This is a genomic window from Pseudomonas sp. P5_109 (genome assembly GCF_034009455.1).
GTDB lineage: Bacteria > Pseudomonadota > Gammaproteobacteria > Pseudomonadales > Pseudomonadaceae > Aquipseudomonas.
Genome location: NZ_CP125380.1, coordinates 5,598,480 through 5,614,253, shown reverse-complemented (window position 1 = coordinate 5,614,253; position 15,774 = coordinate 5,598,480). Strand labels below are relative to the sequence as shown.

Here is a 15,774-nt window from a genome sequence, read left to right as displayed (position 1 = left end):
TTTGTGACGTCGGAGGCCCAAGCAACGGCAGAAACGATTGAGCCCGTCGCGGTTCGATCTTTCTGCCGCTTTTTTTTATGCATGCCGGATAGCCGGAAAACAGGAGCAAGTAGATGGACTTAAATGCTGAGGTAGACAACCTGGTCAAGGTTTCCCAAACCTGGATCCCGATGATCATGGAGTACGGCAGTCGTGTACTGCTGGCGGTCATCACCCTGGCCATCGGCTGGTGGCTGATCAACAAAGTCACGAAAAAGCTCGGCGGCCTGATTGCATTGCGTAATGCCGACCTTGCGCTGCAAGGGTTTATCAGCAGCCTGGCGAACATCATCCTCAAGATCCTGCTGATCGTCAGCGTAGCCTCGATGATCGGTGTGGAAACCACTTCGTTTGTCGCGGCGATTGGTGCGGCGGGTCTGGCCATCGGCCTGGCCTTGCAGGGCAGCCTGGCAAACTTCGCCGGCGGCGTGCTGATCTTGCTGTTCCGTCCATTTCGTATCGGTGACTGGATCGAGGCTCAGGGGATCGCCGGCACTGTCGACAGCATCCAGATTTTCCATACCGTGCTGCGTACCGGTGACAACAAGACCATCATCGTGCCCAACGGTAATCTGTCGAACGGCATCATCACCAACACCAATCGCCAGCCGACCCGCAAAGTCGTGTTTGATGTAGGCGTTGATTACGAAGCGGACTTGCAGAAAGCCCGTGAAGTATTACTGGAACTGGCCAAGGATCCCCGTGTATTGACTGACCCGGCACCTCAGGCAGTCATTTCGACATTGGGTGACAGTTCTATCACTGTTTCCCTGCGTGCCTGGGTGAAGACGGCCGATTATTGGGATGTGATGTTCATGTTCAACGAACTGTCCCGTGATCACCTGAGAAAGGCTGGTATCGACATTCCATTTCCACAGCGGGTTATTCGCGTGGTTCAGGAGTCCGCAGTGCAGTGATAGACCTTGCCATACATGTCTGACTTTTCGGTCAGGCATGTAGGGCGATTGTTCAATAATTGAACAATTTGCACAGACAACAAAAAAGGCCCATCCGAAGATGGGCCTTTTGTTTTGTTACCGCAAACTAACTGGATGCGATTACAAAACCGACAGCGGGTAGTCGACGATGAAACGGAACTCTTTCACGTCGCCTTCACCTTCGTCAGCGTTAGCGAAGTGCCATGCTTGACGAATACGGAAGGACAGGTCTTTTGCCGGGCCAGACTGAACAACGTACTTGGCTTCGAAGTTGGTTTCGTTGTGCTTGCCGTCTTCGCCATACAGACCAGCGTAAGGGCTGCCTGCTGGAGTTTTGGTGCCGTCGATGTCCCAGCCTTTAACGTAACGGGTCATGAAGCTCAGACCTGGAACGCCGTACTCAGCCATTTTCAGGTCGTAACGAACCTGGGCAGACTTCTCGCCAGGGGCGTTGAAGTCAGAGTACTGGATGGAGTTGGCGAGGAAGATCGAGTCGCCGCCGCGGTTGTTTTTGCCCACGCCGATGTAGTCGAACGGAGTGTCACCGTTAACCTTCTGGAAGGCGAGGGTGATGGTGTGTGCTTTCATGAACGAGAAAGCGGCTGCCAGGGAGTAAGCAGTGTTGCTGATCTCGCCTGCTTTGGCATCACCAGTGTCTTTGGTGTTGTAGATGTTACCGTCCAGGTTCAGCGACTCGTCGCCGCCCATCGGGATGGTGTAGTTCAGGTTGGCGTAGTACTGGTTCCAGATGTCTTCCAGCTTGGCGCCGTACAGCGATGCCGACAGGTTGTCGGTGATGCCGTATTTGCCACCGAAGTAGTCGATGGAGTTGGCTTCTACGCCAGCGTAGGTTGCAAACAGGCCGCCGTCACGAGCGTTACGGTCCTGGCTGGTCGCCGAGTAGAAGTGACCGGCTTCGAGGTCAAGGTCTTTGACTTCGCTGCTCTGCAGCTGGATGCCGCTGGCAGTTTGAGGAAGGATACGGGAGCCGCCAACTGCAAACACTGGAGCAGTGCTTGGCTGCATGTCGCCGACTTTCAGCTCGGTTTTGGATACGCGGAATTTAACAGCGCCACCGGCTTTGCCCTGGCTGTTGTTGACTTCGCCATCGGCGTCGCGGCTCATGTTACCGGTGCCGCCGGTGCCATCACCGCCGTCCAGTTTGATTGCCAGGTAACCGAATGCATCAACACCAACACCGATCAGACCCTGAGTGTAACCGGAGCTGAAGTTGCCCCAGATGCCTTGGGTCCAGTCTTTCTGGTCGGTTGCGCCATCTTTGCGGTCGCGGTTGAAGTAGTAGTTGCGAACCAGCAAGTTCAGCGTGCTGTCTTCAACAATACCTTTGGCTTCAGCCTGGTCACTTACGAAAGGGGCGGCCGTAGCCAATTGGGTACTGGCTGCTGCTGCAACTGCCAGTGCGATCATGCTCCACTTCATCACGCGCATCGTGATTTGCTCCTTTGGTTTTAGAAGAGTACTGCCGTCCCACCTGTTTTATTATCTGGGCGGCTCTTTCTTTTTGTGTCGGCGCAAACTTATATCACGCCGACAATGTTGGCGATACTTGCGTATCTAACCTTTCGCGTTCTTTACGACCCTGTCGCAAACAGCGAGGTAGATGTCGCAAATTTCGAGCTCCGACGCAACCGGGCTGACAACTTTAATGCTGTTTTCTGAGCCTCGGTGTCGGTAAAAAGAGTCCTGGTGAAACGTTTGAATCTCCATCGGGCTACCTTGCCACTGTCTTTTTTTGCCTGAAGGTCCCCACTTCCAGCGGGTGTCACTCAGGTGATGTTGGGTATCAATGCAACAAGCGTGCACAAAATCGGATTTTGTTACGCTTTTTTTCCAACTGATTGCCTGGGGTTGTGAAAACCTCGTGAAACCGGGGGGTTCAAGCGCCTCTGGTTTGGACTTGACGCCTTGCCTGGCTTCGTGTTGCGTCCCGCTGGTCGATTGCCTGACAACCAAAAATGTTACCCGTTCACCCCGTGAGTGAGTAAACGGCGGATGTCGAAGCGTTCAGCGTAGACCCACTGTTCGGTTTTGGTGCAAAAAATTTTTATCCAGGTGTTGAACTCTGGCCTGTTGATCGCGTGTCCGGCGAGAACTCTTCGTTGTTAATCAGTCATTTCGGTGCTTTTTCTCATGTAGTCGGTTCTGTAATGGTGCGTGGCAGCAAAAAGTGTCTCATCCGGGGGCGGTCTGCCGGTTTTTTGTTGGTGCTCTTCACCACTGTGCAAGGTTCGCCGTGAAGCGTGCGCCGTTCACAGGTATGCTGCCGTCCGGTCGCTTGGTGCGCTGTCCCTCTGGATGGGCGCTAAGCTGAAAAATGATGACCCGGCGGGAGTACGCGCAGTGTTCGCTTTAGATCCACGACTTCAACAAGACACGTTACCGATCGGGGACTTTCCGCTCTGCAGGTTGCTGCTGTCCAACGATTCGAACTATCCCTGGTTCATCCTGGTACCTCGTCGTGAGGCTATCAGTGAGATATTTCAGTTGGATGTCGCAGACCAGCAGCAGCTTTGGCGCGAGACAACGGCGCTTTCGCAGGTGCTCAAGGACTCGTTCGACGCGGACAAGTTGAATGTTGCGGCGCTGGGCAATGTCGTCAGTCAGTTGCACATGCATGTGATCGTGCGCAAGCGCGAAGATGCCGCCTGGCCAGCGCCGGTTTGGGGTAAGCATCCGGCAAAACCCTACAGTTCGGAGCAGATTGCCGCCATTCGCGAGCGTTTGCGTCTGATTTTGACCGATGATTTTACGTTTCTGGAGGGCTGAACCATGAGCCTGGAAGAACGCGTTACCGACCTTGAAAGCCGCCTGGCCTTTCAGGATGACACCATCCAGGCATTGAATGATGTGCTGGTCGCGCAGCAACGGGTGGTTGAGCGTCTGCAGCTGCAAATGGCTGCGTTGCTCAAGCGGCAGGAGGAAATGGTCGGCCAGTTCGAGTCGTTCGAAGAAGAAGCGCCACCGCCGCACTATTAAGCAATATGCAGGCATAAAAAAACCGCGGGCAGCCAGGCTGTCCGCGGTTTTTTTTAGCCTTGAATCAGCGGCGTGGCAGTGCGGCGATCACATCTTCGGCTTGCAGGCCCTTGTCACGATTCATGACAGAGAACTCCACGCGCTGGCCTTCTACCAGGACGCGGTGGCCTTCACCGCGAATGGCCCGGAAGTGAACGAAGATATCGTCGCCGGAGTCGCGGGAAATGAAGCCAAAGCCTTTGGACGTGTTGAACCACTTGACGGTGCCGGTATCGCGGTTGCTCATGTCGTAGCTAGGCGAAGCGGCGGCCGGTGACGATTTGTAGAAGCTGACACCCAGGTGCAGGGCAACAGCGATCACGGCTGCGACCAGGCTGAACAGAACGGCCGGTTGGCCGGCAATGACCGGCATCGGTGCGATCAGCGTCAGGGTTTGCAGGACTACCGCCAGCACCAGCAGGGCACTGACCAGATTCTGCAGTTGGTGGCGCGGACCTTTGTTCCAGTAAGGGATGACAGGTGCAAGCGTGAGGTTGAGCAGGCCGAAAAAGGCCAGGTACAGCGCGTCAGGTTGTTGCAGGTAAGGTAATGCTTCGGAGTGCAGGCTAGGGATGAAGGACAGCAGCAAGGCCGCTGTGCCTATCAACAGGTGGACGATTTTCAACATTTTAATTAACTCACGTTAAGACAACTCACAAGGAAGAGCTGATGGCGCACGGTTCGCTTCAAAACAATTAAAGAGGCGTTGGACACGTACCCGGTATCAGCCTATGCGCCACACCCGGGAAAATAGGCACTGACGACACGCTGTCTATTTAACAGCAAAGCCGCAGGCTACTCAAATCAGGGCGTCCGGCGGCTCTTTGCGGGCGATTTGCCGCAGGTTGCGCGAAGTTCCGGGGCTGCGGCAAGGCGGCAGGCTTGCTAGAGTGGGTGGGCACCTGCTGGCTGAAATTCATCACCGTTAGGGGAAAAACATGGCAATCGATATCGGTATCAGTGAATAGGACCGCAAGTCCATCGTCGACGGGCTTTCGCGCCTGCTGTCGGACACCTACGTACTTTATTTGAAAACCCATAATTTCCATTGGAACGTCACCGGTCCGATGTTTCGGACTTTGCACCTGATGTTCGAAGAGCAATATAACGAACTGGCCCTGGCGGTCGATTCGATTGCCGAGCGCATTCGCGCTCTGGGGTTTCCTGCTCCCGGCGCCTATTCCGTTTATGCGCGGCTTTCCTCCATCAAGGAGGAGGTGGGTGTGCCTGCCGCCGAAGACATGATCAGGCAATTGGTCGAGGGGCAGGAGGCGGCGGACGGCGCGGGGGATTTTCCCCTTGCTCGACAAGGTTAGCGATGAACCTACGGCGGACTTGCTGACCCAGCGTATGCAGGTGCATGAAAAAACGGCGTGGATGCTTCGCGCTCTGCTGGACCAGTAACGCTCGCTTGCGCGGACGACACATTAAGGTGTCGTCCGCGCTCTTCTTTCCTACGCCATTCAATCAGGTGCTTCTGAAGGGGACATTACTTCGCTGCGTGGGAAAAAGTCCGGAGTAGGACGCTCTCCGGGGTCTGCCAACAGTTGTTGGCTTATCCTACGTCGAAGACCATAAAGTCATCTGGATATACCTTTGTACCTGCGTTTTTATAAGTCGACACACAGTTGCGCTTATGGAAGCCAGGATGGCAAGGGAGTGTCAGCGTTATGCTTTATGAACGGCAGGAAGGGGTGCGATACGGTTCGCACAAGGATGTAAGGGTCGATCCGTTTGTTCGCGAGTTCGATATGGGGTTGGCCCAACCCTTGTCCCGCTCGGTACGACTGAATGGCTTCGCCACCTGTTTGCGGCTTGAACAGGTTTACTGGGATATTTTGGGGGGAATGGCCCGGGCCAATGATTGCTCGGTCAGTAGCCTGTTATCCCACGTGGATCGCGAAGTTCACCTGCGTCACGGCGGGGTGAGGAATTTCAGTGGGTTGGTGCGGGTTGTCTGTGTCGTACACAGCCTCAAGGAAGGAGGTTGCATCGTCACGGCCTAGTCTGGGCGGCGAAAACAGCAGAGTGTCGGTCTGTGCAGTCTTACGGCTGCACAGGCCGCATTTAATGGATATAATCCCGCTCTTTGCCGCAAAACCCAGCGTGTGCGGTAGCAATCTGATCGCCGAGACAACCTCCATGCCGATGTACGATTATCAATGTGCTTCCTGTGGTCATCAGTTGGAAGCCATTCAAAAGATCAGCGATGCACCGCTGGTCGACTGCCCTGCCTGTCAGGCGCCAGAGCTGAAAAAAATGCTGTCCATGCCGGGCTTCCGCCTCAGCGGCACCGGTTGGTACGAAACCGATTTCAAGACCGGTTCCAAGAAGAACCTGGCCGGCGGCGACAAAGCTGACTAAGGTCCTGGACCTGAATTGAACGACACGCGCGAGTTCTTGCAGCATCCCCAGCGGATGTGCCCAGGGCCTCCAACCGAATTTCGAATTACGAGAAGTGAAACCACGACCATGATGCGCAGCCATTATTGCGGCCAACTGAACGAAAGCCTGGACGGCCAGGAAATTACCCTTTGCGGATGGGTCCATCGTCGCCGTGACCACGGTGGGGTGATTTTCCTCGATATCCGTGATCGTGATGGTCTGGCCCAGGTCGTGTTCGATCCAGACCGTGCTGAAACCTTCGCCGCAGCCGATCGCGTGCGCAGCGAGTACGTCGTGAAGATCACCGGCAAGGTTCGCCTGCGTCCGGCCGGTGCGACCAACGCCAACATGGCGTCGGGCATGATCGAAGTCCTCGGCTACGAGCTGGAAGTGCTGAACGAATCGGAAACCCCGCCGTTCCCGCTGAACGAGTTCTCCGACGTCGGTGAAGAAACCCGTCTGCGCTACCGCTTCCTCGACCTGCGTCGCCCGGAAATGGCCGAGAAGCTGCGTCTGCGTTCGCGCATGACCACCAGCATCCGCCGCTTCCTGGACGAGAACGGCTTCCTCGACGTCGAGACGCCGATCCTGACCCGTGCCACCCCTGAAGGTGCGCGTGACTACCTGGTGCCGAGCCGTACTCATGCCGGTTCGTTCTTCGCCTTGCCGCAATCGCCGCAGCTGTTCAAGCAACTGCTGATGGTGGCCGGCTTCGATCGTTACTACCAGATCGCCAAGTGCTTCCGTGACGAAGACCTGCGTGCCGACCGTCAGCCGGAATTCACCCAGATCGACATCGAGACCAGCTTCCTCGATGAAAAAGAGATCATGGGCCTGACCGAGCAAATGATCCGCAACCTGTTCAAGGAAGTGCTGGATCTGGAATTCGGCGATTTCCCGCACATGACCTTCGAAGAAGCCATGCGCCGCTACGGTTCCGACAAGCCAGACCTGCGTAACCCGCTGGAACTGGTGGACGTTGCCGATCAGCTCAAGGAAGTCGACTTCAAGGTGTTCAGCGGCCCGGCCAACGACCCGAAATGCCGTATCGCCGCCTTGCGCGTACCTGGCGGCGCGAGCATGCCGCGCAAGCAGATCGACGACTACACCAAGTTCGTCGGCATCTACGGTGCCAAGGGCCTGGCGTATATCAAGGTCAACGAGCGTGCTGCCGGTGTTGACGGTCTGCAATCGCCGATCGTGAAGAACATCCCTGAAGCCAACCTCAATGTGATCCTGGATCGTGTTGGTGCAGTTGACGGCGACATCGTGTTCTTCGGCGCCGACAAGGCCAAGATCGTCAGCGAAGCGTTGGGCGCATTGCGCATCAAGCTCGGTCACGACTTGAGCCTGCTGACCTGCGAATGGGCTCCGATGTGGGTCGTTGACTTCCCGATGTTCGAAGAGAACGACGACGGCAGCTTCAGCGCCTTGCACCACCCGTTCACCGCGCCGAAGTGCTCCCCGGCGGAGTTGGAAGCCAACCCGGCGGGCGCTCTGTCCCGTGCCTATGACATGGTGTTGAACGGCACCGAGCTGGGTGGCGGTTCGATCCGTATCCACCGCAAAGAGATGCAACAAGCGGTCTTCCGCCTGCTGGGCATCAACGAAGTGGAACAGGAAGAGAAATTCGGCTTCCTGCTCGACGCCCTGAAATACGGCGCACCACCGCACGGTGGCCTGGCGTTTGGCCTGGACCGTCTGGTGATGCTGATGACCGGCGCCCAGTCGATCCGTGAAGTGATCGCCTTCCCGAAAACCCAGAGTGCGGCCGATGTCATGACCCAGGCGCCGGGCCAGGTGGACGCCAAGGCATTGCGCGAGCTGCACATTCGTCTGCGTGAAACGCCGAAGGCCGAGTAAGGCTGACCAGAAGGGCGCATCCGCGGATGCGCCCTTTTCTTTACAGATAGAGCTGTTGAAGATTTTTTATTTGCCGGCCTGCGCGATTCCGCGAGGCGGGCAATGTTTCAAAGAGAATTCGGAGCGAGTTATGGCAGGTCATTCCAAGTGGGCGAACATCAAGCACCGCAAAGAACGTCAGGATGCCAAAAAAGGCAAGATTTTCACCAAGTGGATTCGTGAGCTGACTGTCGCGGCCCGTCAGGGTGGCGGTGATCCAGGCTCCAACCCACGTCTGCGCCTGGCGCTGGACAAGGCCCTCGGCGCGAACATGAGTCGCGACATCATTGATCGCGCGGTTGCCCGAGGAGCCGGCGCTGCCGATACCGACGACATGGTCGAGCTGACCTACGAGGGTTACGGTCCGGGCGGCGTGGCAGTCATGGTCGAATGCATGACCGACAACCGCAATCGCACCGCAGCCGCGGTTCGCCACGCGTTCAGCAAGTGCGGTGGCAACCTCGGCACTGATGGTTCGGTGGCCTATCTGTTCGAGCGCAAGGGGCAGATCTCCTTCGCTGCCGGCGTCGACGAAGATGCGCTGATGGAAGCGGCCATGGAAGCCGACGCTGATGACGTGGTGACCAACGAAGACGGTTCCATCGACGTGTTCACCTCGTTTGCCGGTTTCTATTCTGTGCGTAACGCACTGGAAGCGGCGGGTTTCAAGGGTGATGACGCCGAAATCGTCATGCTGCCGACCACCAGTGCCGAACTGGATCTGGAAGGCGCGGAGAAAGTCCTCAAGCTGATCGATATGCTCGAAGACCTGGACGACGTGCAGAACGTCTATTCCAACGCTGACATTCCGGAGTCTGTCGCCGCACAGCTCGGTTAAAAGGGTGGCCACGATCCATGTGGGAGCGGGCTTGCTCGCGAAAGCGGTTTAATATTCAGCAACGATGTTGTCTGATAGTCCGCATTCGCGAGCAAGCCCGCTCCCACATTTATTTTTCGCTGAGCTGAAGATCGTGTTTTTTCTTATCCCGCAGGCGTTATGACTTTAATTCTTGGTATCGACCCCGGTTCGCGCATCACCGGTTACGGTGTGGTTCGTGATACCGGCCGTGGCTGCGAGTACGTCGCCTCCGGTTGTATCCGCACCGGGGCTGGCGAGCTGCATGAGCGACTGCAGATCGTCTATCGCGGGGTGCGGGAGATCATTCAGACTTACCACCCGGTGACCATGGGGATCGAAAAGGTGTTCATGGCCCGTAACGCCGATTCCGCCCTGAAACTGGGGCAGGCCCGTGGCGCCGCGATCGTTGCAGGTGCCGAGGAAAGCCTGGAAATTGCCGAATACACCGCAACCCAGGTCAAGCAGGCGGTTGTTGGCACCGGTGCGGCCAACAAGGAGCAGGTGCAGATGATGGTCATGCACATGCTCAAGTTGACCAGCAAACCGCAGATCGATGCCTCGGACGCCCTGGCCATTGCCATTTGCCATGCTCATACCCGTTCCAGTCTGCTGCCCCATGGGTTGGGAGCGGCACGCAGTCGTGGCGGGCGCCTGCGTCTCTGATAGCATCAGCAATCAATTTTATGCAGCGGGGACGTTTCGCCCGGGTTGTCGGCGCTATCTCCTCGCTCTGTCAGTCGCTGGCCCAGAGCTGGCCAACGCTCAAGGATTTGTAATGTGATTGGACGTTTGCGCGGCACCCTGGCTGAGAAGCAGCCTCCGCATCTGATTCTGGATGTAAACGGCCTGGGCTATGAACTCGAAGTGCCCATGACGACCCTTTACCGCTTGCCGTCGGTCGGTGAGCCGCTGACCTTGCACACCCATTTGGTCGTGCGCGAAGACGCGCAACTACTCTATGGCTTTGTCGGCAAGCGTGAGCGCGACTTTTTTCGCGAGTTGATCCGCCTTAATGGTGTCGGGCCAAAACTGGCGCTGGCCTTGATGTCGAGCCTGGAAGTCGACGAACTGGTTCGCTGCGTGCAGTCCCAGGACACTTCGGCGCTGACCAAGGTGCCAGGTGTCGGCAAGAAAACCGCAGAACGTTTGCTTGTAGAACTCAAGGATCGCTTCAAGGCCTGGGAAACCGTACCGGCCATGTTCGCCCTGGTGCCGAACCAGCCAGATGGACCGGCACCGGTGAACACTGCTGAAAGCGATGCCGTCAGCGCGCTGATTTCCCTGGGCTACAAACCTCAGGAGGCGAGCAAGGCGGTGTCCGCGATCAAGGAGAAAGGTTTGAGCAGTGAAGATATGATCCGCCGCGCCTTGAAGGGAATGATCTAAGTGATTGAAGCTGATCGTCTGATCGCTGCCACGCATAGTCCGCGTGAGCGCGAAGAAGTCCAGGACCGCGCCATTCGCCCGGTCAGCCTGGCCGAATACATCGGCCAGCCGACCGTTCGCGAACAGATGGAATTGTTCATTCAAGCCGCTCGTGGTCGTAACGAGTCCCTGGATCACACGCTTATCTTCGGGCCGCCTGGCCTCGGCAAGACCACCCTCGCCAACATCATCGCCCAGGAAATGGGCGTGTCGATCAAGAGCACCTCGGGGCCGGTGCTGGAGCGCCCGGGCGACCTGGCGGCGCTGTTGACCAACCTTGAGCCTCACGATGTGCTGTTTATCGACGAAATCCATCGTCTGTCGCCCATCGTAGAAGAAGTGCTGTACCCGGCCATGGAGGATTTCCAGCTCGACATCATGATCGGCGAGGGGCCGGCCGCGCGTTCGATCAAGCTGGATCTGCCACCGTTCACCCTGGTCGGCGCAACGACGCGGGCCGGGATGCTGACCAACCCGTTGCGTGACCGTTTCGGCATCGTTCAGCGGCTTGAGTTCTATAGCACCGCCGACCTTGCGACCATCGTCGGTCGTTCGGCGAATATCCTCGGTTTGCCGCTGGACCCGGAGGGTGCCTTCGAAATCGCCCGCCGTGCCCGTGGCACGCCACGGATTGCCAACCGGCTGTTGCGCCGGGTGCGTGACTTCGCCGAAGTTCGCGCCAAAGGGCACATCACCAAGCCGATTGCCGACCTGGCGCTGAACTTGCTGGATGTCGACGAGCGCGGCTTCGATCATCAGGACCGGCGTCTGTTGCTGACCATGATCGAGAAGTTCGACGGCGGGCCGGTCGGGGTCGACAGCCTGGCCGCCGCCATCAGCGAAGAGCGTCACACCATTGAAGACGTGCTGGAGCCTTATCTGATCCAGCAGGGCTATATCATGCGCACGCCACGAGGACGGGTGGTGACGCGGCATGCCTATCTGCATTTCGGTTTAAACATTCCGTCACGATTAGGCGAAATGCCCGTGGTAGACGAGTTTCTCGATGTCGCTGACGATTAATTAACATTACGCGCTGATTTTTTCGGGCAATGTACGGTCCCAGGACCGTACTTTCACGAGAAAGCCGTAGAACTATGAAAAACAGTTGCCTGGCCGGATTGGCAACCTGAGGAGTAAGCACTAGAGTATGCGCGCGCAAAACGGGCTTGAGCCTTTCGCACATCGTTGTCGCGTTTATTACGAGGACACCGATGCGGGCGGCATCGTGTATTACGTTAATTACCTCAAGTTTATGGAACGGGCTCGAACCGAGCGGCTACGAGATCTGGGTTTTGCCCAATCGCAGCTTGCCGGGGAGGACCTGTTGTTCGTCGTGCATTCCAGCGAAGCGCGCTACCACGCGCCGGCGCGACTGGACGACGAACTGCTGGTAAGCGCCGAGGTAATCGAATTGAACCGTGCCAGCCTGCGCTTCAAGCAGCAGGTCAGGCGGGCGACGGATAATGTGCTGCTCTGCGAAGGGCAGTTCCTGGTGGCCTGTGTGCGCACCGAAAGTTTGAAACCCCGGGCCATTCCCGAAGCTCTACGAGCGGCCTTTGCCGACGTGAGCGGCGCGGGTACACACTCAAAGCAGGAGATAAAGCGTGGAAGCTAACGTCGTCGACCATTCCTCCATGTGGAGCCTGGTCAGCAATGCCAGTATCGTGGTGCAACTGGTAATGCTGATCCTGGTAGCCGCATCGGTGACCTCGTGGATCATGATCTTTCAGCGCAGCAACCTGCTGCGCGCCGGTCGACGTGCCCTGGAGAGCTTTGAAGAGCGCTTCTGGTCGGGTATCGACCTGTCCAAGCTGTACCGTCAGGCCGGCAGCAACCCGGACCCTGATTCGGGCGTCGAGCAAATCTTCCGGGCCGGTTTCAAGGAATTCTCCCGTCTGCGCCAACAGCCAGGCGTTGATCCGGAAGCGGTGATGGAAGGTGTGGCCCGCGCCATGCGCGTTGCCATTTCCCGCGAAGAAGAAAAGCTCGAGCAGAGCCTGCCTTTCCTGGCCACTGTCGGCTCCGTCAGCCCGTATATCGGCCTGTTCGGTACCGTCTGGGGGATCATGAACTCCTTCCGTGGCCTGGCGACCGCCCAGCAAGCGACCCTGGCCACTGTGGCCCCGGGTATCGCCGAAGCACTGATCGCCACGGCCATCGGTCTGTTCGCGGCCATTCCAGCCGTTATCGCTTACAACCGTTTTGCTGCTCGCAGCGAAACCCTGCTGGGCCGCTACTACACCTTCGCCGACGAGTTCCAGGCGATCCTGCACCGCAAAGTGCACACCAGCGAAGAATAAGCAGGTAATTTCCAATGGCTTTAATCGCTCGAGCTCGCAAAAAGCGCAAGCCGGTCGCCGAGATGAACGTGGTGCCCTACATCGACGTGATGTTGGTACTGCTGGTCATTTTCATGGTGACCGCGCCGATGCTCAATCAGGGCGTGAAAGTTGATCTGCCCAAGGTTTCCAGTGAAGCCTTGCCGCAGGACAACAACACCCAGGTCCTGACCATTTCCATCAAATCCGACAAGACCTACTACTGGAACCTTGGCAGCGAAGTCGACACGGACAAGCAGCAAGACCGGGCCATGACATTGCCGCAGATGACCGACGCCGTGACCAAGATCATTCGCGTCGGCAATGAAAACGGCAAGCACACCCAGGTCTTCATTCGTGGCGACAAAACCGTCGACTACGGTTCCGTCATGGGGGCCATGGGTGGGTTGCAGAAAGCCGGGGTCGGTAATGTTGGCTTGATTACCGAGGCGCCCTGATGCAGCAACAGCGAGAGCCGTCCGCCTCGGAAAGCTACTTCTGGCCTAGTGTCTGGGCGATTGGCTTGCACGTGCTGGTGTTCGGCATGCTGTTCGTCAGTTTTGCCTTTACTCCGGAACTGCCGCCGGCCAAGCCGATTGTCCAGGCGACCTTGTACCAGCTGAAATCGAAAAGTCGGGCGACCACCCAGACCAATCAGAAGATTGCCGGTGAAGCGCAGAAATCTGCTGCGCGTCAAACGGAAGTCGAGCAGATGGAACAGAAAAAGGTCGAGCAGGAAGCGGTGAAGGCTGCGGAACAAAAGAAAGAAGAGGCGGCTCAAAAGGCCGAGGAAGCCAAGAAGGCCGACGAAGCGAAGAAAGCGGACGAGGCGAAAAAGGCTGATGAAGCCAAGAAAGCCGACGACGCGAAGAAAACCGCGGAAGCCAAGAAGGCAGAAGAGAAACAATTGGCTGATATAGCCAAGAAGAAAGCTGAAGAAGAAGCCAAGAAAGCTGCTGAAGAAGAGGCCAAGAAAGCGGCCGCTGAAGAAGCCAAGAAAAAGATCGTCGAAGACGCGAAGAAGAAAGCCGCGGAAGACGCCAAGAAAAAAGCTGACGCTGAAGAGGCGAAGAAGAAAGTCGCCGAGGAAGCGAAGAAGAAAGCTGCTGCCGATGCTGCGAAGAAGAAATCGCAGGACGCGGCACGTAAATCCGCCGAAGACAAAAAGGCCCAGGCCCTGGCAGATTTGCTTTCCGACACGCCGCAGCGTCAGCAGGCCTTGGCCGATGAGCAGGGTGACGAAGTCGCCGGCAGTTTCGATGACCTGATTCGTGCGCGTGCAGCGGAAGGCTGGGCTCGTCCACCTTCGGCACGCAAAGGCATGACGGTCGTGTTGCAAATCGGCATGTTGCCGGACGGTACGGTGACTTCGGTCAGCGTGTCCAAGTCCAGTGGCGACGGTCCGTTTGACGCATCGGCTGTTGCAGCGGTGAAGAATATTGGACGTTTGACAGAAATGCAGGGAATGAAGCCGAGTGATTTCGCTCCGTATCGTTCATTCAAGATGACATTCACACCTGAGGATCTAGCCTTGTGAGAAACCTTCTTCGAGGAATGCTCGTCGCCATCTGCTGCCTGGCAGGCATGGCGATGGCAGATGAGAAAAACATTCTGGTCACCAGCGGCAGCGATCGGGCGACCCCGATCGCGGTAGTGCCGTTCGGTTTCCAGGGCGGTAGCGTGCTGCCGGACGACATGGCGGAAATCATCGGTAACGACCTGCGTAACTCGGGTTACTACTCGCCGATTCCAAAGCAGAACATGATCAGCCAGCCGAGCCAGGCCAGCGAAGTCATCTTCCGTGACTTCAAGGCACTGGGTGCCCAGTACGTCATGGTCGGTAGCATTGTTCCTGCGGGCGGTCGCCTGCAGGTGCAATACACACTGTTCAACGTCGCCACCGAACAGCAAGTGCTGACCGGCAGCGTGTCGGGCGGTGTCGACCAGTTGCGCGACATGGCGCACTACATCTCTGACCAGTCGTTCGAAAAACTCACGGGTATCAAGGGTGCCTTCTCGACTCGCCTGCTGTACGTAACGGCCGAGCGTTTCTCCGAGAACAACACTCGCTACACCCTGCAACGTTCGGACTACGACGGTGCTCGCGCCGTGACCCTGCTGCAGTCGCGCGAGCCGATCCTGTCGCCGCGTTTCGCACCGGATGGCAAGCGCATCGCTTATGTCTCCTTCGAGCAGAAGCGTCCACGCATCTTCATGCAGAACATCGACACCGGTCGCCGTGAGCAGATCACCAACTTCGAAGGCCTGAACGGTGCACCGGCCTGGTCGCCGGATGGCAATCGCCTGGCGTTCGTGCTGTCCAAAGACGGTAACCCGGACATCTACGTGATGAACCTGGGTTCGCGCCAGATCTCCCGCGTCACCAACGGTCCTGGCATCAACACCGAACCGTTCTGGGGCAAGGATGGCTCGACCATCTACTTCACCTCAGACCGTGGCGGCAAGCCGCAGATCTATAAAACCAGTGCGGGTGGTGGCGGTGCCGAGCGTGTGACTTTCGTCGGTAACTACAACGCAAACCCTAAGCTTTCGGCTGATGAAAAGACGCTTGTCATGATTCATCGTCAGGATGGCTTCACCAATTTCAAGGTGGCGGCCCAGGATTTGCAGCGCGGTAGTGTAAAAATCCTCACTGATAGCACTCTGGACGAGTCACCTACTGTTGCGCCCAACGGCACCATGGTAATCTACGCCACCCGCCAGCAGGGCCGGGGAGTCTTGATGCTCGTGTCCATCAATGGACGCGTAAGGCTCCCGCTTCCTACCGCACAAGGCGAAGTCAGAGAACCTTCCTGGTCCCCTTACCTGAACTGACGCGGCGCTATACGTTGTACTTAACACACTGGGG

General features: G+C 57.3%; 17 protein-coding genes and 1 pseudogene. 16 read left to right on the top strand and 2 right to left on the bottom strand.

What is annotated here, in order from left to right; genetic code table 11:
• The first annotated feature begins 113 nt into the window (after positions 1-113).
• Positions 114-956, top strand: a complete 843-nt coding sequence (locus tag QMK54_RS24895) for a mechanosensitive ion channel family protein (RefSeq protein ID WP_320401503.1) — start codon at positions 114-116, stop codon at positions 954-956.
• Positions 957-1,097: 141 nt separating this feature from the next.
• On the opposite strand, the gene QMK54_RS24890 is transcribed toward QMK54_RS24895, so the two are convergent.
• Positions 1,098-2,426, bottom strand: coding sequence for an OprD family porin (locus QMK54_RS24890; protein ID WP_110662386.1), 1,329 nt, complete (start codon positions 2,424-2,426; stop codon positions 1,098-1,100).
• Positions 2,427-3,338: 912 nt separating this feature from the next.
• On the opposite strand from QMK54_RS24890, the gene QMK54_RS24885 reads away from it, so the two are divergent.
• Positions 3,339-3,764, top strand: coding sequence for an HIT domain-containing protein (locus QMK54_RS24885; RefSeq protein ID WP_110662385.1), 426 nt, complete (start codon positions 3,339-3,341; stop codon positions 3,762-3,764).
• A 3-nt stretch (positions 3,765-3,767) separates the two neighbouring features.
• Positions 3,768-3,974: a SlyX family protein gene (locus QMK54_RS24880; RefSeq protein WP_007977339.1), complete on the top strand. Its 207-nt coding sequence runs from the start codon at positions 3,768-3,770 to the stop codon at positions 3,972-3,974.
• 64 nt (positions 3,975-4,038) lie between these two features.
• Here the strand turns inward: QMK54_RS24880 and QMK54_RS24875 are convergent, their stop codons facing one another.
• Positions 4,039-4,641: a cold-shock protein gene (locus tag QMK54_RS24875; protein ID WP_317851671.1), complete on the bottom strand. Its 603-nt coding sequence runs from the start codon at positions 4,639-4,641 to the stop codon at positions 4,039-4,041.
• Between the two features lie 352 nt (positions 4,642-4,993).
• On the opposite strand from QMK54_RS24875, the pseudogene QMK54_RS24870 reads away from it, so the two are divergent.
• The 13 genes and pseudogenes from QMK54_RS24870 (at position 4,994) to tolB (ending at position 15,740) form a co-directional block, all read left to right on the top strand.
• A pseudogene (locus tag QMK54_RS24870) lies at positions 4,994-5,417 on the top strand (Dps family protein).
• Between the two features lie 266 nt (positions 5,418-5,683).
• Positions 5,684-6,019 (top strand): ribbon-helix-helix domain-containing protein, encoded by a 336-nt coding sequence (locus QMK54_RS24865; protein WP_223592644.1) that lies wholly within the window; start codon positions 5,684-5,686, stop codon positions 6,017-6,019.
• Positions 6,020-6,155: 136 nt separating this feature from the next.
• The gene (locus tag QMK54_RS24860) at positions 6,156-6,377 is read left to right on the top strand and encodes an FmdB family zinc ribbon protein (RefSeq protein WP_007977333.1); all 222 of its coding nucleotides are present in this window, start codon (positions 6,156-6,158) and stop codon (positions 6,375-6,377) included.
• A 108-nt stretch (positions 6,378-6,485) separates the two neighbouring features.
• Positions 6,486-8,261, top strand: coding sequence for an aspartate--tRNA ligase (gene aspS, locus QMK54_RS24855; protein WP_110661921.1), 1,776 nt, complete (start codon positions 6,486-6,488; stop codon positions 8,259-8,261).
• A 130-nt stretch (positions 8,262-8,391) separates the two neighbouring features.
• Positions 8,392-9,138: a YebC/PmpR family DNA-binding transcriptional regulator gene (locus QMK54_RS24850; protein WP_046042206.1), complete on the top strand. Its 747-nt coding sequence runs from the start codon at positions 8,392-8,394 to the stop codon at positions 9,136-9,138.
• A gap of 159 nt (positions 9,139-9,297) precedes the next feature.
• Entirely contained in the window at positions 9,298-9,822 is a 525-nt protein-coding gene (gene ruvC, locus QMK54_RS24845; RefSeq protein ID WP_008015799.1) for a crossover junction endodeoxyribonuclease RuvC, read from the top strand.
• Positions 9,823-9,936: 114 nt separating this feature from the next.
• Positions 9,937-10,545, top strand: a complete 609-nt coding sequence (gene ruvA, locus QMK54_RS24840; protein ID WP_110660727.1) for a Holliday junction branch migration protein RuvA — start codon at positions 9,937-9,939, stop codon at positions 10,543-10,545.
• Entirely contained in the window at positions 10,546-11,607 is a 1,062-nt protein-coding gene (gene ruvB / locus QMK54_RS24835) for a Holliday junction branch migration DNA helicase RuvB (RefSeq protein WP_110660728.1), read from the top strand.
• Positions 11,608-11,734: 127 nt separating this feature from the next.
• Positions 11,735-12,202, top strand: a complete 468-nt coding sequence (gene ybgC / locus QMK54_RS24830; protein ID WP_007990726.1) for a tol-pal system-associated acyl-CoA thioesterase — start codon at positions 11,735-11,737, stop codon at positions 12,200-12,202.
• On the top strand, positions 12,192-12,887 hold the full coding sequence (gene tolQ, locus QMK54_RS24825; RefSeq protein ID WP_008147369.1) for a protein TolQ: 696 nt from the start codon (positions 12,192-12,194) through the stop codon (positions 12,885-12,887). The genes ybgC and tolQ overlap by 11 nt, the downstream gene beginning before the upstream one ends.
• Before the next feature lie 23 nt (positions 12,888-12,910).
• A complete protein-coding gene (gene tolR / locus QMK54_RS24820; protein ID WP_181432078.1) occupies positions 12,911-13,363 on the top strand; it encodes a protein TolR in 453 nt (150 codons plus the stop codon).
• Entirely contained in the window at positions 13,363-14,442 is a 1,080-nt protein-coding gene (gene tolA, locus QMK54_RS24815; protein ID WP_320401502.1) for a cell envelope integrity protein TolA, read from the top strand. Before tolR ends, tolA begins: the two co-directional genes overlap by 1 nt.
• 17 nt (positions 14,443-14,459) lie before the next feature.
• Positions 14,460-15,740 carry a Tol-Pal system beta propeller repeat protein TolB gene (gene tolB, locus QMK54_RS24810; RefSeq protein ID WP_263296155.1) on the top strand — a complete coding sequence of 427 codons (1,281 nt, stop codon included), beginning with the start codon at positions 14,460-14,462 and terminating at the stop codon, positions 15,738-15,740.
• The last annotated feature ends 34 nt before the right edge of the window (positions 15,741-15,774 follow it).